The following is an 18,472-nucleotide window of genomic DNA, read 5'->3' on the forward strand; positions in this document are numbered from 1 at the left end:
GGCAGCCGCTGCGTCTGATCCAGCATGCGCATCCCATTCGTCGGCGCCGACGCCGTCGCTTCCGGTGAGTTGACGCCGTTCGCGTTGCGACGCCGGTATCGGCCGATTTACCGGGGGATCTATGTCCCCGCTGAGCATGAGGTGTCGCTGCGTGATCGCATCGTCGGAATCGGATTGGCAGCACCCCACGCAGTCATCGCCGGCGTAGCCGCATCGGCACTCTACGGCGCGAAGTGGGTCGACGCCGATGAGCCCATCGAGGTGGTCATGGGTGGGCGCCGTAGCCAGCAGGGGTTGATCGTGCGCAACGACACCCTGCAGCCGGATGAGATCGCAACGATCTCGGGAGTCCGGGTCACCACACCGGCACGGACCGCCTTCGACTTGGCGAGGTATCACCCGCGCGATCGGGCAGTGGCTCGCCTGGATGCGCTTGCCCGGGCGCGACGGTTTTCGGTCGAGCAGGTCGCGACGATCGCAGAGCGGCATCCGCGGGCGCGGGGGGTGACGCGGCTGCGGACGACTCTGCCGTTCGTCGACGGCGGAGCGGAGTCCCCGAAGGAGTCATGGTTGCGATTGCTCTTCATCGATGCCGGACTGCCCAGACCCACAACCCAGTTTGTGGTGTACGACGAGGAAGGCCGCTATGTCCGGCGAATCGACATGTGCTGGACGGAGTTCAAGGTCGGCGCCGAGTACGACGGACAGCAGCATCTGACGAGCCGGTACGACTATGTGAACGATGTGAAGATCGGGCGGGTGCTGCGCCGGTTGGACTGGCGTATCCAGCACGTCATCAAGGAGGACCGGCCGGCCGAGATCATCTCCGAGGCCCGGACAGTTCTCCTGTCGCGGGGATGGCGCCCGTGAGATCGACGTAGTTGTGGTCGCAGGTCTCCTGAGACCACAAAAATGTCGATCTCAACTCACGACTAGCTGTTCTGGTTGGCGACCATTCGCGCGATCGAGGCATCGCGCGCGGCGGCGATCTGCGCGGTGACCTCGTCGGCCTCGCCCTCGTGCTCGGCCTCACCGAGGATCGTGATGACGCTGGTGAGCACCGGGTTGCCGTCGTCATCGGTGACCTCGGCGCGGACCTCGGTGAGGATGGCGCCGTGCGATTCGATGACCGAATCGAGGTACGAGTCGAACCACAGCTTGTCGCCGACCTTGATCGGGCGGTGGAACACCAGCTTCTGATCGCGGTGCAGCACCCGCTCCAGGTTCACCGGCACATCGAACTGGTTGAAGATCTCCAGCTGCACCCGGCGCCCGGCCACCGCGATGAACGTCAACGACGCCACGAGGCTGTCATGACCGTTCTCGGCGGCACCTTCCTCGCTGTGGTGGGCGGGGTGCTCATCCTTGACCGCGGTGGCGAACTCGCGGATCTTCTCGCGGCCGACCTCGAAATAGTCGGGGTACCGGTAGTGGGTTCCCACGATCTCTTCGGCAATGCCCATGGCAGGTCAGCCTACCGTGCGGCGGCTCAGCGACCGGCGTCGCGGCGAGAGGCCACCGCCGCCAGGGCCCCGCCGACCGCACCGAGGGCCAGCGCCGAGGGCACCCCGATGCGAGCCGCCTTGCGTGCGGTGCGGAAGTCCCGGATCTCCCAGCCACGTTCGCGGGCCACATCGCGCAGCGCCGCGTCGGGATTGATCGCGACGGCGGTGCCGACCAGCGACAGCATCGGCACGTCGTTGAAACTGTCCGAATAGGCGGTGCATCGACGCAGGTTGAGGCCCTCGCGGATGGCCAGCGACCGGACCGCATGGGCCTTGCCCGCGCCATGCAGGATGTCCCCGACGAGCCGGCCGGTGAACACACCGTCGACCGATTCGGCGATAGTGCCCAGCGCTCCGGTCAGGCCGAGGCGGCGGGCGATCGTGTCGGCGAGCTCATAGGGCGTCGCGGTCACCAACCACACCTGCTGACCGGCATCGAGGTGCATCTGGGCCAGCGCACGGGTGCCCGGCCAGATCCGGTCGGCGATGATCTCGTCGTAGATCTGTTCACCGAGCTCGACCAGTTCGGCGGTGGAGCGGCCCTCGATGAACGCCAGTGCCTTCTGCTTGCCCTCGGCGACGTCGTCGCTGTTCTCCTTGCCGGTGAACTGGAACTTGGCCTGCGCGTAGATGATCCCGGCGATATCGCGGTAGGTGAAGTACTTGCGCGTGGCCAGCCCGCGGGCGAAGTGCACCAGTGATGATCCGTGCACCAGGGTGTTGTCGACGTCGAAGAACGCCGCCGCGGTCAGGTCCGGCGGTGGCGGCGGAGGCGTGTCGGACACCGTTCAACACTAAGTCACCGGGGGCCGATACTGGTTGCGTGGACCATCAGGTGTTGTTGCTCACACGTGCCGGATGCAGCCTGTGCGCGACGGCGGCCGCGACGCTGGACGCGCTGGCCGCCGAACTGGGCATGCGCTGGGAGTCGGTGGATGTCGACATCGCCGCCGAGGGGGGTCAGCCCGCGTTGCGCGCCGAGTACGGCGATCGGCTGCCGGTCGTGCTCCTCGACGGTGTCGAACACAGCTACTGGGAGGTCGACGAAGCGCAGTTACGAAAAGATCTCAGCTAATTTGGTCGCTGCGCTGGTAAAGGCTACTTTGGACCGTGGCCTAGGGCGAGCGACGGGAAGAATCTGGGTGATGATGCCGTGAGCGTACTGCTATTCGGAGTGTCGCACCGCAGTGCGCCGGTTTCCGTTCTGGAGCAGCTCAGTACCGACGAGGCCGACCAGGCCAAGATCGTCGACCAGCTCCTGCAGTCGTCGTTGGTGACCGAGGCCATGGTGCTCTCCACCTGCAACCGGGTGGAGATCTATGCGGTCGTCGACGCCTTCCACGGTGGCCTGTCCGTCATCGGCCAGGTGCTCTCCGAATGCTCCGGTATGGGCCTGAACGACCTCACCAAATATGCCTACGTGCGCTATGCCGAGGCCGCCGTCGAGCATCTCTTCTCGGTGACCAGCGGGATGGATTCCCTGGTGATCGGTGAGCAGCAGGTGCTCGGCCAGGTGCGCCGCGCCTACGCCGCCGCCGAGGCCAACCACAGCGTCGGCCGCACCCTGCACGAACTTGCCCAGCGCGCCCTGTCGGTCGGTAAGCGGGTGCACAGCGAGACCGGCATCGACTCGGCGGGCGCCTCGGTGGTGTCGGTGTCACTGGAGATGGCCGAACGGCGCATCGGTGGCCTTGCCGGGCGCCGGGCCGTGGTCGTCGGCGCGGGCGCGATGGGTGCGCTGGCCGCCAAACACCTGGTCCGCGCCGGTGTCGAACGTGTCGACGTCGTCAACCGTTCGCTGCCACGTGCCCGCAGGCTGTCCCAGAACATCACCGATCTCGGTGTGGCGTCGCACCCGTATCTGCTCGACGATGTCGCCGCGGTGCTGGCCACCGCCGATGTCGTGGTCAGCAGCACCGGTGCGGTCCGCCCGGTCATGACGCTCGCCGACGTGCACCATGCGCTGGCCGCCCGTGACGACGATGACCGCCCGCTGGTGATGTGCGATCTCGGCATGCCGCGCGATATCGATATCGCGGTCAACGGGCTGCCCGGCGTCCACGTCATCGACATGGAGCGCATCCAGCGCGAACCACGGGCCCGCGCGGCGACCTCGGATGCCGAGGCCGCACGCACCATCGTCGCCAACGAGGTCGCCAATTATCTGGCCGGCCAGCGGATGGCCGAGGTCACCCCGACGGTCACCGCGCTGCGCCAGCGCGCCGCCGACGTCGTCGAGGCCGAACTGCTGCGCCTGGACAACCGACTGCCGGGGCTGGATTCCACGCATCGTGACGAGGTCGCCCGCACTGTCCGCAGGGTCGTCGACAAGCTTCTGCACGCGCCGACCGTGCGGGTCAAGCAGCTCGCCGGGGCGCCCGGTGGGGACAGCTACGCCGAGGCGCTGCGCGAGTTGTTCGAACTCGACCCGCAGGCCGTCGACGCCGTAGCCGGCGGCGAATTGCCGTTGCTCGCATCAGATACCGATACTCAGTGATCCGAATCGGCACCAGGGGCAGCCTGCTGGCCACCACCCAGGCCGGCTTCGTCCGCGACGCGTTGATCGCCAACGGGCACGAGGCCGAACTGGTCATCATCTCCACCGAGGGCGACCGCAATCAGGGCCCGATCGCCGATATCGGCGTCGGGGTGTTCACTGCGGCGCTGCGCGAGGCGCTGGCCGACGGCGAGGTGGACGCCTGCGTGCACTCCTACAAGGATCTCCCGACCGCCCGCGACGAACGGTTCACCATCGCCGCCGTCCCGCCCCGTGAGGACTCCCGGGACGCGCTGGTGGCGCGTGACGGACTGGTGCTCGGCGAGCTCCCGGCGGGCTCGGTGATCGGTACCTCGAGCCCGCGGCGGGCCGCGCAGCTTAAAGCACTGGGTCTCGGTTTGGAAATCCGCCCCCTACGAGGCAACCTAGACACCAGGTTGAACAGGGTAAGCAGCGGTGATCTCGACGGCGTCGTCGTCGCCCGAGCGGGCCTCGCCCGCATCGGACGGCTGGACGTTGTCACCGAGGCTCTGGAACCGGTGCAGATGTTGCCGGCACCGGCTCAGGGGGCGCTCGCGGTCGAATGCCGTGCGGCAGATTCCGACCTCGTCGCGACATTGGCGGAGTTGGAAGACGCCGACACGCGCGCCGCGGTCATCGCTGAACGTGTCCTGCTCGCCGAACTGGAGGCGGGTTGCTCCGCACCGGTGGGTGCCATCGCTGAGGTGGTCGAGTCCATCGATGAGGACGGCCGCGTCTTCGAAGAGCTGTCGCTGCGCGCATGCGTGGCGGCGCTGGACGGATCCGACGTGATCCGTGCGTCCGGTATCGGGACTCCCGAGCGGGCACGAGAGCTTGGGCTCTCGGTGGCCGCGGAGCTGTTCGAACTGGGCGCACGCGAAGTGTTGGCAGACGCTGGGAGTGACAGATGACTGGGCACGCAGGTAATCGGGGCCGCAAGATTCGGCCCGGCCGCATCACATTCGTGGGCTCCGGCCCAGGTGATCCGGGCCTGCTGACGACGCGTGCGCGGATCGTGCTCGCCAATGCCGCGACCGTGTTCACCGATCCCGATGTGCCCGAGTCGGTGCTGGCGCTGGTCGGTTCCGAATTGCCGCCGACCTCAGGCCCCGAGCCCGCCGCCACCGAGACACCCGACGGTGAGACCGTCGCGGCCGTGGTGCCCGGTGGTCCCGATGTGCGACCGGCCCTCGGCGATCCGGCCGAGGTGGCCAAGACCCTGGCCGCCGAGGCGCGTAACGGTCTCGACGTCGTGCGGCTGGTCGCCGGGGACCCGTTGTCGGTGGACGCCGTGATCGCCGAGGTCAATGCGCTGGCACGGACCCAGCTGAACTTCGAGATCGTGCCGGGCCTGCCGGATACCACCGCGGTGCCGACCTACGCCGGTCTGCCGCTCGGCTCGTCGCACACCGTCGCCGACGTGCGTGACCCGAACGTCGACTGGGCCGCGCTGGCCGCCGCCCCCGGACCGCTGATCCTGCACGCGACCGCCGGTCACCTGGCCGATGCCGCCCGCACGCTGGTCGAGTACGGCCTCGCCGAGAACACCCCGGCCGTCATCACCGCGCACGGCACCACCTGCCAGCAGCATTCGGTGGAGACCACGCTGGTCGGCCTCGGCGACAAGGCCATCCTGAACGCGGCCGAGCCGTCCGGTGGCACGCCGGGTCCGCTGTCGGGTCCGCTGGTCGTCACGATCGGCAAGACGGTCGCCAACCGCGCGAAGCTGAACTGGTGGGAGAGCCGGGCGCTCTACGGCTGGACCGTGCTGGTGCCGCGCACCAAGGACCAGGCCGGTGAGATGAGCGACCGGCTGGTCACCCACGGCGCACTGCCGGTCGAGGTGCCCACCATCGCCGTCGAGCCGCCGCGTAGCCCGGCCCAGATGGAAAGGGCCGTCAAGGGTTTGGTGGACGGTCGGTTCCAGTGGGTGGTGTTCACCTCCACCAACGCCGTGCGTGCCGTGTGGGAGAAGTTCAACGAGTTCGGCCTGGACGCCCGCGCGTTCTCGGGTGTGAAGATCGCCTGTGTCGGCCAGGCCACCGCCGATCGGGTGCGTGCCTTCGGTATCAACCCCGAGCTGGTGCCCGCCGGTGAGCAGTCCTCGCTGGGCCTGCTCGACGAGTTCCCGCCGTATGACGAGATCTTCGACCCGGTGAACCGGGTGCTGCTGCCGCGCGCCGACATCGCCACCGAGACGTTGGCCGAGGGTCTGCGCGAACGCGGTTGGGAGATCGAGGATGTCACGGCCTACCGGACCGTGCGTGCGGCCCCGCCGCCGGCGCACACCCGCGAGATGATCAAGACCGGCGGGTTCGACGCGGTCTGCTTCACCTCAAGCTCGACGGTCCGCAACCTGGTGGGTATCGCCGGTAAGCCGCACGCGCGCACCATCGTTGCCTGTATCGGTCCCAAGACCGCCGAGACGGCAATCGAATTCGGCCTGCGCGTCGATGTGCAGCCGGAGACGGCCGCGGTCGGTCCGCTGGTCGAGGCACTCGCCGAGCACGCCGCCCGGCTGCGCGCCGAGGGGGCGCTGCCTCCGCCGCGCAAGAAGAGCCGCCGCCGGTAAATGGGTTTCCCCAGACATCGTCCCCGTCGGCTGCGTTCCACGCCGGCCATGCGCAGGCTGGTCGCACAGACGACGCTGGAACCCCGGCACCTGGTGTTGCCGATGTTCGTCGCGGACGGGTTGACCGAGCCGCGGCCGATCACCTCGATGCCGGGAGTCGTTCAGCACAGCCGGGATTCATTGCGCCGAGCGGCTGCCGATGCGGTGGCCGCCGGAGTTGGCGGACTGATGCTCTTCGGTGTTCCGCAGGCGCAGGACAAGGATGCCTGCGGCAGCGTCGGGCTCGATCCCGACGGTGTGCTCAACGCCGCGTTGCGTGACCTGACCGCCGACCTCGGTGATGCCACCGTGCTGATGGCCGATACGTGTCTCGACGAGTTCACCGATCACGGTCATTGCGGTGTGCTCGACGCGCACGGGCGCGTCGACAACGATGCAACCAACGAGCAGTATGTGAAACTCGCTGTCGCCCAGGCGCATTCCGGCGCACATGTGGTCGGCCCCAGCGGCATGATGGACGGCCAGGTCGCCGCGATCCGTGACGGCTTGGACGAGGCGGGGCATGAGGATGTCGCGATCCTCGCGTATGCGGCGAAGTTCGCCTCGGCGTTCTACGGCCCCTTCCGGGAGGCGGTGGATTCCAGCCTGTCGGGCGATCGGCGCACCTACCAACAGGATCCGGGTAATGCGCGCGAGGCCGTGCACGAGATCACGTTGGACATCGACGAGGGTGCCGACATGGTGATGGTCAAGCCCGCCATGAGCTACCTCGATGTGGTGGCCGCGGCCGCGGAGATCTCGCCGGTGCCCGTCGCGGCCTATCAGATCTCGGGGGAGTACTCGATGATCAGTGCCGCCGCGGCCAACGGCTGGATCGATCTGCGGGCGTCGGCATTGGAATCGCTGACCAGCATCCGCCGGGCGGGCGCCGATATCGTGCTCACCTACTGGGCGGCTGAGGCTGCCGGCTGGTTGAAGTGACCGAGCCTGCCCCTACCGATAACGTCCGCCCGGAAGACGTGGACACCGGCGTCTGGCTGTGGGCGGCCGCGCTGATCCTGATGGTGCTGGGCTATCTGATCGATCTGTTCACCGCGCCGATAGAAGTGGCCTGGTACATCTACGCGGCCTCGGTGCTGTTCGTCGTCGTGGTCGCCGCGGTGGTCGCCGCCTTCACCTGGCTGCTGCGCTTCGGCTACCGATGGCCCCGCACGCTGTTGACCGCGGGCGGGCTGACCGCGGTGGTCTACACGGTGACCAGTCTGTTCACCGTCGACCGCAGTGCCGCCATCGCCGCCTTCGGGTACGCAGCCTGCACCATCCTGGGGTCGGTGCTGATTCTGGGTGGGGTGGTGTTGCTGCACCGCAAGGACGCTCACGAATACCTCACCCGCTAGGCTGCCGGGATCATGACCGCACCCTCGTCACCCGCACGTCCCGGCATCGTCAACATCGCGTTCTGGTCGGTTCTGGTGGGCTCGGTGTTGTTGCTGTCGGGTGGGTTGCTGGGCCTGAGCGTGGCGGTCAGTGCCGATGACGCGGTGTTCGGCAAGGACGTGTCTCCGGAGACGGTGCAGAATCTGCGGATCCTGCTGGGCGGGCTCAGCGTGTTGTGGGCCGTGGTCGGGATGGCGCTGAGCTTTCTGGCCGGGCGCGCTCGCAACGGCGATCTGCGGTTCCGCCGGTCGGTGGTGGTGATGGCCGTGGCGGTCGTGGTGATGGTGTTCCTGTTGACGCTGCTGGCTCCGTTCACCATCACGCTGCCCACGTTGTTCGGGGTGGTCCCGGTGGCCATCGGCGCCACCCTGTTCATGCGGCCGGCGGCCACGGACTGGTTTCTGGACATGCGATGACCGAGGACGAACCGATCGACCAGGATCTGACCGAGGCTCGTGCCGAGCAGGTGCTCTTCCACGAGCCCGGCGGCACCTGGTGGTGGCTGTTGGCCGGCCCGATCGCGGGGCTGGCGATGGCCTTGATCCAGGTGTCCGGTGGTGCCGGATGGGGGCTGGGTGTTCCCGCGGTCTTCTGCATCCTGATCAGTGGTTTCCTGGCGATCCAGATCAAGGCAGCCCGTATCCACACCTCGGTGGAGCTGACCCCGACGACGTTGCGCCAGGGCACCGAGCGGATACCGATCGCCGATATCGTTCAGATCTATCCGGAGCTCAAGCGTGGTGAGAGCGAGAAGTGGCAGACCTACCGCGCGTTCGGTGAGCTCAGTGGGATTCCGCGCGGTCGAACCGGTATCGGTATCAAGTTGACCGATAAGCGGACGGGGCAGGCGTGGGCGCGTAAACACCGCACCCTGCGCACCGCCCTGGTCGGACTGGTCGAGGAGCAGATGCCGTGAGGCGCACCGCGATGATCCAGCTGGGTGCTGCGGTGTGTGCCCTGGTCGGTTGTGTACTGAGCTGGTTGGCATCGCGCTCGGACGCGGAGTTGCCGCCGGTTCTGGAGGGTGAGCCGACGGTGGCCACGGTCATCTACTACCCGCCGCTGATCCTGCTGGCGTTGCTGCTCGCCACGGTCGCCGGTGTGCTGACGGTGCTGGGCATCGTCAGATTGCGGGCGTCGCGCACCTAGAAGTCCGGTTGTCCGCGGGCGTGTGCGAGGGCGAGTTCTTCTGCGTTGCGGGTGCGTTCGGTGTTGATGCGGTAGTCGCGGTCGTGTTGTCGGGTGCGTTGGCGCCGCGGGATGTCGGGGGAGTGATTGCTCTCTTCGATGAGGGTGATGTGGCGTGTTCGTGGGATCTCGACGTCAGTTGTGGTGTGCCCGAACAGAACCGGCCCGAGCGGCATCGTCGTGTAGGTCTGTCCGGACGGTGAGGTCCATTCGGTGGTGCCGTCGGGGTGGGCTTCCGGTGCCCAGCCGGTTTTCATGGTTTTGAGTAGGTGGTGTTCGCGGCAGAGCGGGCGCAGGTTGCCCGGGTGGGTCGCCCCCGCCGGCCACGCGACGACATGGTCGAGGTCGCAGCGCTGGGCGGGTTTCCCGCACCCCGGGAAGCAGCACGTCATCGATGTCATGCGGACGTAGGCGGCCAGTTTCGCCGACGGGCGGTAGCGGGGTTCGGAGCCCAGGTTGGTTGCGCTGCTCAGGGGCCGGACCCTCGCGCCGCCGGCGATGAGGTCCGCGAGCAGGTGGGCGGGGATGATCGCCCCGTCAAGGGTGATCCCGGCACCCACGCCGGGCCGAGTGCTGGCGGCCGGTGCGGTAGGTGCGGCGGGCGTCGAGGGAGGCTTTGGTTCGGCCTCTGGCGGCGTGGCCGTATCGGATTCCTGGCGTTCCTTCACCTCATCGGCATCGGGCGTGGCCGGTGCCGGACCCGGCTCGGGCGTGGGCCCGGCATCGGGCTTCGCCCCGTGCCAGGTGTCGGGTTGCTGTCCGGTGAGTACGTAGATGGTGACCGCCCCCGCCCGGGGATCCTTGCCCGATCCGGTGCAGTCTTGGTTCCCGCACAGGCAGGTGAGTTGGTCGGCGCCGGCCAGGACGGCGGCTAGGGCGTCGGCGCGGCGTTCGGCCTTGGTCCGCGGATCACCGTCGCAGACACTGTGGGCGAGGGTGTTGAGGCGGGTGTCGCTGATCGCGGCGTCGGTGGTGCGCATGCGTCCCCAGAACGAGACCACCCCGTCGGGGTCGTCACGGTCACCGAAGTCGATGTAGCGGTCTTTGGCCGCGGCCTTGGACCGGATGACCGCGACCGGGTCGAAGGTGTGCACCCAGAAGTCGACAGCCCGAATCAACGCGTTCTCCGACAGCGCGCCGTATTGGTGGGCGGTGCCGGCGATCCCGGCGTCGATCAACGCCAGCGCCTCCTCATCACAGACCAGCTGGGTGCGCCAGCAGATCGCAGCGATGACCTTCGCCGAGATCAACCCGCGAGCGAACACCTCGGCGGTGCGGGGTAGCCGATCACGCAGGGCCATCGCAATACGCATCTGGGCGCTGGCCGCCCGGGGGCTGAGGGTGCAGGCGGCACTGATCTCGGCTTTGGCCAGTGCCCATCCGTCGATCAGCTTCAACGCCGACGAGTCGTCTTCGTCCTCGCAGTGTCGTGCGGTGACCTCGGCGATCGCGGCCAACCGCCGGGCCGCCGCGGCCGCCTCGGCACGGGTGGCATCGGTGACCTCGGCGATGAGCGCCTCATCGCTCAACCCCGACAACCCCGACCGTTCGAACATATGAGCGATTCTACCCGCGGACACCGACACGACAAGGCCGATCGATGCGCCTGTGGATAACTCTGCAAGGCCTGCTCAAGACGCGGAAGCAGCGGTGGTTGGCATTGCATCTGCGGTCTTGCTGATGAGTCGTTGCCTCACGGCGGATGCGCGCGACTGCCGTGGGTCGATCGCGAGCTTGCCTGCCGAAACCAGTCGAAATATGACCCATGCCACATCGCATTGGAACAAAGTGCAAAATCTGTAACACTGTTTCGCATGACGGAACTGGCCGAGAACACGCCCGAGGCTCTGGACGACGCGCTGCCCCTTGGCCCCGACTCCCTGGTGTGGAAATACTTCGGGGACAACCGGATGTATCTCATCGGCCCCCGGCCCGCTGTCCTGCAGAACATGCTCGCCGAACTCGGTCAGGGCGTGCTGGATCACTCCACCTTCTTCTCCGATACCGCCGAACGGCTCAAGCGGACCATCCCGCCGATCTTCAAAACCGTCTACGGCTCCGAGGACAACAATGCGGGCACCCAGGTGCGCGACTTCCACACCGATATCAAGGGCGCGATGCCCGGCCCCGACGGTCAGCCGGTCGGCCGCTACCACGCCCTGGACCCCGAGACCTATTACTGGGCGCACGCCACCTTCGTCGAGCAGATCTACTATTTCGCGGACACCTTCGTGAAGCGCCTCACCGATGCCGAGCGCGAACAGATCTGGCTGGAATCCAAGACCTGGTACCGCCGCTACGGTGTCAGCGACCGCCCGATGCCGGCCACCTACGCCGAGTTCGTGCAGTACTGGGACCGGATGATGAATGAGGTTGCGGTACCGCACAAATCGGCCAAGTACGGCGTCGGCTACGTCACCAAGGGGTTCCCGTGCCCGAAGGGTGTCAACCCCACGGCGTGGAAGATCATCGCCAAGATCTTCGATCCCGTCGCGGCGTTCCTGACCACCGGCGGCCTCCCGCCGCGGGCACGCGATCTGCTGGGGCTGCCGTGGACGGAACGTCAGGAGCGCAATTACCAGCGGTTCGCCGCCTTCTGGCGCTCGCGGCCGGTCAACTGGATCTGGGACCGGCTGCCGATGTCGGTGCGCTACAGCAAGTTCGCCCAAGCCGGCTATGCCCGCGGCTGACGCCGGGACGGCGATCCTCGACGCGGCGCTGGTCGAGTTGGAACGCCACGGCTTCCGCAAGGTCGCCCTGGACGACGTCGCGCGCCGGGCCGGGGTCAGCCGCACCACCATCTATCGCCGCTTCGCCAACCGTGACGAGCTCGTCGGCGCGGTCATCGAGCGCGAGAACGTGGCACTGTTCGCCGATATCGCCGCCGAGCTGAAAAGTACCAAGCCGCAGGCAAATTACTATGTCGAGGCGTTCACGCTGTCCATCATGCGGTTTCGCCGCCACCGGGTGCTCAATCAGATGATCGTCGACGACCCCGCGCTCGCCCAGGAACTGCTGCATCGGCACTACGGTGCGGCGGTGGAGCGGATGGCCGCCGCGCTGAGGGTCATCTTCCCCGAGGGTTTCGAGGAACGGATCGGCGCACCCGCGGTCAACGATCTGGCCGACACCATCCTGCGCTACGCGGCGATGGTGCTGTTGCTGCCGAGCGTGCAACCGCTGCAGACCGCCGACGAGGTGCGTGCCTTCGCCACCAGGCATTTCCTGCCCAGCCTGCCCGCCGCGCTGCGAGCAGTGTCGGCGTGAGTGTTTCGTAGCTCACAGAAGCGGGCAGCCGGGGGTGATGACACAAGCACCGGATCCCCAGAAGACGGATCACCCGGAAGCCGACCCGGAAAACAAGGACATCTTCGGCGATTACGACGAACCCCGCCCCACTGCGGTCCTGCCCGGCAGCAAGGGCACCGTCACCGGAACCGCCGTCAACGACTGGCTGGACGACGACGGAAATCCGATCTACGGCAAGGATGAGGCACCTACAGTGACGGAGTGACTCTCTCCGAGACTGCGCCCTCGTTCGTGAGCATGGCCCACTCGATCGTGTGGGCCTCGGTGGCCACCGTCGACGCCGACGGCAAACCGCGCAGCCGGGTGCTGCATCCGTTGTGGGAGTGGGACGGTACCGACCTGTTGGGGTGGGTCGCCACGGTTCCGTCGCCAGTGAAGAAAAGCCATCTCGCGGTGCATCCCTATGTCTCGGTGAACTATTGGTCGCCCAACCAGGACACCTGCAGCGCCGATTGCCTGGTCGAGTGGTATCTCGACGACGAGACACGCACCGCGGTCTGGGACAAGTTCGTGCACGCCCCGCAACCGCTCGGCTACAACCCGACGATCATCCCCGGTTGGGATTCGCCGACGTCACCGAGCTTCGCGGTGCTGCGCCTCACGCCGTACCGGTTGCGCGTTCAGCCCGGCAGCATGATGACGCGCGGAGAGGGGTCGGTGCTCAGCTGGAGCGCGTGAGCAGCACTGCCGACTTGACCGGCAGAGTCCGCAGCAGCCGCTGCCATGGCCGACGGGTGACGGCGGCGGCCTCGTCCGTCGACACCACACGCGGATCGCGGACCTCAAGGTTGCGGCCGCCGATGATCACGGTGCCCGTTCCGGCAGCCTGCAGGTTGCGGATCCAATCGGTGTCGACGCCGTAGGGCAGCAGGATCGCCACCCCGTCGGTGGTGGGGAAGGCCGTCACCGGGGTGCGGTACCGCCGCCCCGACCGCCGGCCGACATGGTCGACCGCGGACCAGAGCGGCAGGTGCCCGGCCAACGGCCGCACGACGGGGTTGACGAAACGTCGGTTGAACTCGGCACGTCGGCGCGCGAATCGCATGCGTGGATCATATGGCCCGCCCACCTGGGAAAAGGGCCGAAAGATAATGTGCCGGCCGCAGCCCACTACACCCTGTAGTTGACGGGTTTGCTCGGACTGGGAGACTGGAAGCCATGAGCAGCACCGTGTCGTCCGTATCGGCGTCGGCTGCGTTGTTCGCCGATGCCTCCTCGGTGATCCCCGGCGGGGTGAATTCACCGGTGCGCGCATTCAGTGCCGTCGGCGGCACGCCCCGCTTCATCACCAGCGCCGGCGGCTACTGGCTGACCGACGCCGACGGCAATCGATATGTCGACCTCGTGTGTTCGTGGGGGCCGATGATCCTCGGCCACGCTCGGCCCGAGGTCGTCGAGGCCGTTCAGCGGGTTGCCGCCGACGGATTGTCCTTCGGCGCGCCCACCCCCGCCGAGACCGAACTGGCCCGCGAGATCATCGACCGGGTCGGCCCGGTCGAGCGGATCCGCTTCGTCAACTCCGGCACCGAGGCGACGATGAGTGCCATCCGGCTGGCCCGCGGTTTCACCGGCAGGCCCAAGATCGTCAAGTTCTCCGGTTGCTACCACGGCCACAGCGATGCGCTGCTCGCCGATGCCGGGTCCGGGGTCGCCACGTTGGGATTGCCGTCCTCACCGGGGGTCACCGGTGCGGCCGCCGCCGACACCATCGTGCTGCCCTACAACGATGTCGCCGCCGTCGAAGAGGTCTTCGTCGCCCACGGCGAACAGATCGCCTGCGTCATCACCGAAGCCAGCCCGGGCAACATGGGCACCGTCGCACCGCTGCCCGGCTACAACGCGGCACTGCGCAGGATCACCGCCGAGCACGAGGCCCTGCTGATCTCCGACGAGGTGATGACCGGCTTCCGGGTCAGCCGCGCCGGCTGGTACGGCCTGGATCCGGTGGACGCCGACCTCTTCACCTTCGGCAAGGTCATGAGCGGCGGGCTGCCCGCGGCCGCGTTCGGTGGCCGCGCCGAGGTCATGGAGCGCCTCGCGCCGCTCGGTCCGGTCTATCAGGCAGGCACGCTTTCGGGAAACCCGGTCGCCATGGCCGCCGGACTGGCCACGCTGCGCGCCGCCGACGACACCGTCTACCAGACCCTTGACGCCCACGCCGACCGGCTACACGCGCTGCTCGCCACCGCGCTGACCGAAGCCTCGGTGGCACATCATGTTTCGCGGGCGGGCAACTTCCTCACCGTATTCTTCGGTGCGGAGCAGCCGACGAACTTCGCCACCGCCAAGGCCACCGAGACCTGGCGCTACCCGGCCTTCTTCCACGCCCTGCTCGATGCCGGCATCTACCCGCCGTGCAGCGCCTTCGAAACCTGGTTCGTCTCGACGGCTTTGGACGACACCGCCTTCGAGAAGATCGCCGAGGCGCTGCCGCACGCCGCCCGCGCCGCCGCCGAGGCCAAGCAATGACCGCAGTCCGGACCACCGTGCACGTGATGCGCCACGGTGAGGTGCACAACCCGGAAAAGGTGCTCTACGGCCGGCTGCCCGGGTACAACCTGTCCGAGCGCGGCAGGCAGCAGGCCCAGGCGGCCGCGGATTGGCTTGCCGCACATGACGTCACCTATGTGGTGGCCTCGCCGCTGGAGCGTGCGCAGCAGACCGCGGCGCCGATCGCGGCCTCGCACGGGCTGGACATCGACACCGACCACGATCTGATCGAATCCTGGAACGATTTCGAGGGAAAGCGGGTGGCTCCTGGCGACGGCGCGCTGCGCGACCCGCGTAATTGGCCGCGGCTACGCAATCCCCGCAAGCCGTCCTGGGGTGAGCCGTACGACCAGATCGCCCCGCGGATGACCGCGGCGCTGCACCGGGCACGCGCGAAAGCCGAAGGCCACGAGGCGGTGTGCGTCAGCCACCAACTGCCGGTGGAGACGCTGCGCCGAGCCATGACCGGACGTTCGCTGGCGCATCTGCCGTTACCGCACAGCCGGCTGTGCAATCTGTCGTCCATCACCTCGTTCACCTTTGACGACGACCGTCTCATCAGGTGGAGTTACACGGAGCCCTGGGGAATCTAGTGAAGTGGTTGGCGGCGCTGGCGGTGTTGATGGTGGTGCTCACCGGTTGCGCGACCGGTGACGACGCCGTCGCCCAGGGTGGCACCTTCGAATTCGTCGCCCCGGGCGGCAAGACCGACATCTTCTACGATCCGCCCGAATCACGGGGCACCCCAGGCAAACTGGCCGGACCGGATCTGATGGATCCGGACAAGACGCTCTCGCTGGCGGATTTCGCGGGCAAGGTCGTCGTGATCAACATCTGGGGACAGTGGTGCGGCCCGTGCCGCTCGGAGATGCCGCACCTGCAGCAGGTGTACGACGCCACCCGGGACCGGGGTGTGCAATTCCTCGGGATCGATGTGCGTGACAACAACCGCACCGCCGCAGTCGATTTCGTCACCGACCGCAATATCACCTTCCCGTCGATATATGACCCGTCGATGCGCACCATGATCGCCTTCGGCGGTAAGTATCCGACCACCGTCATACCCTCGACGCTGGTATTGGACCGTCAGCATCGGGTCGCCGCGGTGTTCCTGCGCGAGCTGCTGGATACCGATCTGCAGCCGGTCGTCGAGCGGTTGGCTGCAGAGAATTGACCGATCTGATCACCGGCGGCCCGCTGCTGCTGGCAGTCGGGCTGAGCCTGCTGGCCGGTCTGGTCTCCTTCGCCTCGCCGTGCGTGGTGCCCCTGGTGCCCGGCTATCTGTCCTATCTCGCCGCCATCTCCGGTGGCCCGGGCCGGTGGCGGGTGGCCGGTGCGGCCGGACTGTTCGTCGCGGGTTTCACGGCGGTCTTCCTGCTCGGCAGCGTCGCGGTGCTGGGAATGACGACTGCGCTGATCACCAATCAGGAACTGCTGCAACGCATCGGCGGCGTCGTCACGATAGCGATGGGTCTGGTGTTCATCGGGTTCGTCCCGGCACTGCAGCGCGATACCCGATTCGCGCCCCGTCAGCTCTCGACCCTGGGTGGGGCACCGCTGTTGGGCGCCGTGTTCGCCCTCGGCTGGACGCCGTGCCTGGGGCCGACGCTGACCGCGGTGATCGCGGTGTCCTCGGCCACCGAGGGATCCGCGGTGGCCCGCGGTATAACCCTGGTGATCGCGTACTGCCTCGGACTCGGACTTCCGTTCGTCCTGCTGGCTTTCGGGTCGGCGCGGGCGGTGCGCGGGATGGGCTGGCTGCGCGAGCACACCCGCGGTATCCAGATCTTCGGTGGTGTGCTCATGATCGGCGTCGGGATCGCGCTGGTCACCGGACTGTGGGGTGATTTCGTGGCCTGGGTGCGCGACGCGTTCGTCAGCGATGTGAGGTTGCCGATATGAGAGTCCTCCAGCCCCTCTGGGCGCTGTTCCGCAACACCTGGCGGACCCTGACCTCGATGGGCACCGCGCTGGTGCTGCTGTTCCTGTTGGCACTGGGCGCCATCCCCGGCGCGCTGTTGCCGCAGCGCAGCCTCAATGCGGGCAAGGTCGACGAGTATCTGGCCGATCATCCGACGCTGGGGCCGTGGCTGGACCGGGTGCAGGCCTTCGACGTCTTCTCCAGCTTCTGGTTCACCTCGATCTACGTCCTGCTGTTCGTCTCGCTGGTCGGCTGTCTGACCCCGCGGATGCTGGAGCACGTGCGCAGTCTGCGGGCGGTGCCGGTGCCGGCCCCGCGCAACCTGAGCCGGCTGCCCAAACACCACGAAGCCGATATCGACGGGGACGCTGGCCAGGTGGCCGCGCAAATCGACGAGCGGTTGAAGGGATGGCGACGCACCACCCGCCGGGACGGCGAGGTCACAGAGATTTCGGCGGAGAAGGGTTATCTGCGCGAGTTCGGAAACATCGTCTTCCACTTCTCGCTGCTGGGCCTGCTGGTCGCCATCGCCGCGGGCAAGCTGTTCGGCTACGAGGGCAACGTCATCGTCATCGCCAACGGTGGGCCCGGGTTCTGCTCGGCATCGCCCGCGGCGTTCGACTCGTTCCGGGCGGGAAACACCGTCGACGGCACCTCGCTGTACCCGATCTGCGTCAAGGTCAACGACTTCGACGCCGACTACCTGCCCAGCGGGCAAGCGGTCAGCTTCGCCGCCAACATCGAGTACCAGGCCGGCGAGGACCTGCAGAACGATGTGTGGAACGACTACCGCCTCGAGGTCAACCATCCGCTGCGCATCGCCGGGGACCGCATCTATCTGCAGGGTCACGGGTACGCACCGACCTTCACCGTCACGTTCCCGGACGGGCAGACCCGCACCAACACCGTGCAGTTCCGGCCCGACGATCCGCTGACACTGTTGTCCTCCGGTGTGGTGCGCGTCGACCCGCCGGCGGGCACCTACCCCGACCCCGACGAGCGTCGTAAACACCAGATCGCCATCCAGGGCCTGTTCGCGCCCACGGAGTTCCTGCACGGCACCCTGTTGTCCTCTAGCTTCCCGGCGCTGAACAAGCCCGCGGTGGCCGTCGACATCTACCGCGGTGATGCCGGGTTGGACACCGGACGGCCCCAGTCCATCTTCGATCTGGACCCCCGCCTGATCGGCCAGGGGCGACTGAACAAGGAAGCCCGGGTCAACCTCACCGTCGGGCAGGAGACCCGGTTGGACGACGGCACCACCGTCCGCTTCGACGGCGCGGTGCCGTTCATCAACATGCAGGTGTCCCACGATCCCGCCCAGGTGTGGGTGTTGGTGTTCGCGCTGACCATGATGGGCGGGCTGCTGGTGTCGCTGGTGGTGCGGCGACGCCGCGTCTGGGTTCGAATTACCCCCGCTGCGGCGGGTACCGTGAGCGTCGAGCTGGGTGGACTTGCCCGCACCGACAACTCCGGGTGGGGCGACGAATTCGAGAAGCTGACCGACCGGCTGCTCGCAGTAAAGGAATGAA

23 protein-coding genes are annotated in these 18,472 nt (G+C 67.5%); 19 read left to right on the plus strand and 4 right to left on the minus strand.

The features are described from left to right. The first annotated feature begins 24 nt into the window (after positions 1-24). Positions 25-870 carry a type IV toxin-antitoxin system AbiEi family antitoxin gene (locus FBY28_RS17210; RefSeq protein ID WP_141868642.1) on the plus strand — a complete coding sequence of 282 codons (846 nt, stop codon included), beginning with the start codon at positions 25-27 and terminating at the stop codon, positions 868-870. 62 nt (positions 871-932) lie between these two features. Here FBY28_RS17210 and FBY28_RS17215 read toward each other — a convergent pair whose 3' ends face one another. Together FBY28_RS17215 and FBY28_RS17220 are read right to left on the minus strand one after the other, a co-directional pair. Beyond that, positions 933-1,463, minus strand: coding sequence for an FAS1-like dehydratase domain-containing protein (locus FBY28_RS17215; RefSeq protein ID WP_141868643.1), 531 nt, complete (start codon positions 1,461-1,463; stop codon positions 933-935). A gap of 26 nt (positions 1,464-1,489) precedes the next feature. Next, positions 1,490-2,290 carry an HAD family hydrolase gene (locus tag FBY28_RS17220; protein WP_141868644.1) on the minus strand — a complete coding sequence of 267 codons (801 nt, stop codon included), beginning with the start codon at positions 2,288-2,290 and terminating at the stop codon, positions 1,490-1,492. Positions 2,291-2,328: 38 nt separating this feature from the next. On the opposite strand from FBY28_RS17220, the gene FBY28_RS17225 reads away from it, so the two are divergent. From FBY28_RS17225 to FBY28_RS17265, 9 genes are all read left to right on the plus strand, one after another. Then, a complete protein-coding gene (locus FBY28_RS17225) occupies positions 2,329-2,580 on the plus strand; it encodes a glutaredoxin family protein (RefSeq protein ID WP_141868645.1) in 252 nt (83 codons plus the stop codon). A gap of 78 nt (positions 2,581-2,658) precedes the next feature. After that, complete coding sequence (locus FBY28_RS17230) at positions 2,659-4,002, plus strand: glutamyl-tRNA reductase (RefSeq protein ID WP_141868646.1); 1,344 nt, start codon at positions 2,659-2,661, stop codon at positions 4,000-4,002. Beyond that, positions 3,999-4,934, plus strand: coding sequence for a hydroxymethylbilane synthase (gene hemC, locus FBY28_RS17235; protein ID WP_174241667.1), 936 nt, complete (start codon positions 3,999-4,001; stop codon positions 4,932-4,934). Before FBY28_RS17230 ends, hemC begins: the two co-directional genes overlap by 4 nt. Next, positions 4,931-6,595 (plus strand): bifunctional uroporphyrinogen-III C-methyltransferase/uroporphyrinogen-III synthase, encoded by a 1,665-nt coding sequence (locus tag FBY28_RS17240; RefSeq protein ID WP_141868648.1) that lies wholly within the window; start codon positions 4,931-4,933, stop codon positions 6,593-6,595. Before hemC ends, FBY28_RS17240 begins: the two co-directional genes overlap by 4 nt. Beyond that, positions 6,596-7,576: a porphobilinogen synthase gene (gene hemB, locus FBY28_RS17245; RefSeq protein WP_141868649.1), complete on the plus strand. Its 981-nt coding sequence runs from the start codon at positions 6,596-6,598 to the stop codon at positions 7,574-7,576. A 38-nt stretch (positions 7,577-7,614) separates the two neighbouring features. Then, entirely contained in the window at positions 7,615-7,992 is a 378-nt protein-coding gene (locus tag FBY28_RS17250) for a hypothetical protein (protein ID WP_216847769.1), read from the plus strand. A gap of 12 nt (positions 7,993-8,004) precedes the next feature. After that, a complete protein-coding gene (locus FBY28_RS17255; RefSeq protein ID WP_141868651.1) occupies positions 8,005-8,448 on the plus strand; it encodes a hypothetical protein in 444 nt (147 codons plus the stop codon). Beyond that, complete coding sequence (gene mce1N / locus FBY28_RS17260; RefSeq protein ID WP_141868652.1) at positions 8,445-8,948, plus strand: transport-regulating membrane protein Mce1N; 504 nt, start codon at positions 8,445-8,447, stop codon at positions 8,946-8,948. Before FBY28_RS17255 ends, mce1N begins: the two co-directional genes overlap by 4 nt. Then, on the plus strand, positions 8,945-9,181 hold the full coding sequence (locus tag FBY28_RS17265; protein ID WP_216847770.1) for a hypothetical protein: 237 nt from the start codon (positions 8,945-8,947) through the stop codon (positions 9,179-9,181). The genes mce1N and FBY28_RS17265 overlap by 4 nt, the downstream gene beginning before the upstream one ends. Here FBY28_RS17265 and FBY28_RS17270 read toward each other — a convergent pair. Continuing rightward, entirely contained in the window at positions 9,178-10,776 is a 1,599-nt protein-coding gene (locus tag FBY28_RS17270) for an HNH endonuclease signature motif containing protein (protein ID WP_141868653.1), read from the minus strand. The two genes, FBY28_RS17265 and FBY28_RS17270, sit on opposite strands and share 4 nt — an antisense overlap. 258 nt (positions 10,777-11,034) lie before the next feature. Between FBY28_RS17270 and FBY28_RS17275 the strand changes: the two genes are divergently transcribed. From FBY28_RS17275 to FBY28_RS17290, 4 genes are read left to right on the plus strand one after another with little or no spacing between them, the layout of a single operon-like run. Continuing rightward, positions 11,035-11,910, plus strand: coding sequence for an oxygenase MpaB family protein (locus tag FBY28_RS17275; protein ID WP_141868654.1), 876 nt, complete (start codon positions 11,035-11,037; stop codon positions 11,908-11,910). Next, on the plus strand, positions 11,897-12,487 hold the full coding sequence (locus FBY28_RS17280; protein ID WP_141868655.1) for a TetR/AcrR family transcriptional regulator: 591 nt from the start codon (positions 11,897-11,899) through the stop codon (positions 12,485-12,487). The genes FBY28_RS17275 and FBY28_RS17280 overlap by 14 nt, the downstream gene beginning before the upstream one ends. A 37-nt stretch (positions 12,488-12,524) precedes the next feature. Continuing rightward, complete coding sequence (locus FBY28_RS17285) at positions 12,525-12,734, plus strand: hypothetical protein (protein WP_141868656.1); 210 nt, start codon at positions 12,525-12,527, stop codon at positions 12,732-12,734. Next, positions 12,731-13,207 carry a pyridoxamine 5'-phosphate oxidase family protein gene (locus FBY28_RS17290; RefSeq protein ID WP_216847771.1) on the plus strand — a complete coding sequence of 159 codons (477 nt, stop codon included), beginning with the start codon at positions 12,731-12,733 and terminating at the stop codon, positions 13,205-13,207. The genes FBY28_RS17285 and FBY28_RS17290 overlap by 4 nt, the downstream gene beginning before the upstream one ends. Here FBY28_RS17290 and FBY28_RS17295 read toward each other — a convergent pair. After that, the gene (locus FBY28_RS17295; protein ID WP_141868657.1) at positions 13,191-13,574 is read right to left on the minus strand and encodes a nitroreductase family deazaflavin-dependent oxidoreductase; all 384 of its coding nucleotides are present in this window, start codon (positions 13,572-13,574) and stop codon (positions 13,191-13,193) included. The genes FBY28_RS17290 and FBY28_RS17295 overlap by 17 nt on opposite strands. A gap of 113 nt (positions 13,575-13,687) precedes the next feature. Between FBY28_RS17295 and hemL the strand changes: the two genes are divergently transcribed. The 5 genes from hemL to resB are packed head-to-tail and all read left to right on the plus strand — an operon-like array spanning position 13,688 to position 18,471. Next, positions 13,688-14,998 (plus strand): glutamate-1-semialdehyde 2,1-aminomutase, encoded by a 1,311-nt coding sequence (hemL, locus tag FBY28_RS17300; RefSeq protein ID WP_174241668.1) that lies wholly within the window; start codon positions 13,688-13,690, stop codon positions 14,996-14,998. Further along, the gene (locus tag FBY28_RS17305; protein ID WP_141868658.1) at positions 14,995-15,612 is read left to right on the plus strand and encodes a histidine phosphatase family protein; all 618 of its coding nucleotides are present in this window, start codon (positions 14,995-14,997) and stop codon (positions 15,610-15,612) included. Before hemL ends, FBY28_RS17305 begins: the two co-directional genes overlap by 4 nt. Next, positions 15,612-16,193 carry a TlpA disulfide reductase family protein gene (locus tag FBY28_RS17310; RefSeq protein WP_216847772.1) on the plus strand — a complete coding sequence of 194 codons (582 nt, stop codon included), beginning with the start codon at positions 15,612-15,614 and terminating at the stop codon, positions 16,191-16,193. The genes FBY28_RS17305 and FBY28_RS17310 overlap by 1 nt, the downstream gene beginning before the upstream one ends. Continuing rightward, positions 16,190-16,921, plus strand: coding sequence for a cytochrome c biogenesis CcdA family protein (locus FBY28_RS17315; protein ID WP_141868659.1), 732 nt, complete (start codon positions 16,190-16,192; stop codon positions 16,919-16,921). The genes FBY28_RS17310 and FBY28_RS17315 overlap by 4 nt, the downstream gene beginning before the upstream one ends. Continuing rightward, positions 16,918-18,471, plus strand: a complete 1,554-nt coding sequence (resB, locus tag FBY28_RS17320) for a cytochrome c biogenesis protein ResB (protein WP_141868660.1) — start codon at positions 16,918-16,920, stop codon at positions 18,469-18,471. The genes FBY28_RS17315 and resB overlap by 4 nt, the downstream gene beginning before the upstream one ends. Position 18,472 lies beyond the last annotated feature (1 nt).

This window comes from Arthrobacter sp. SLBN-53, assembly GCF_006715585.1.
GTDB classification, from domain to species: domain Bacteria; phylum Actinomycetota; class Actinomycetes; order Mycobacteriales; family Mycobacteriaceae; genus Mycobacterium; species Mycobacterium neoaurum_A.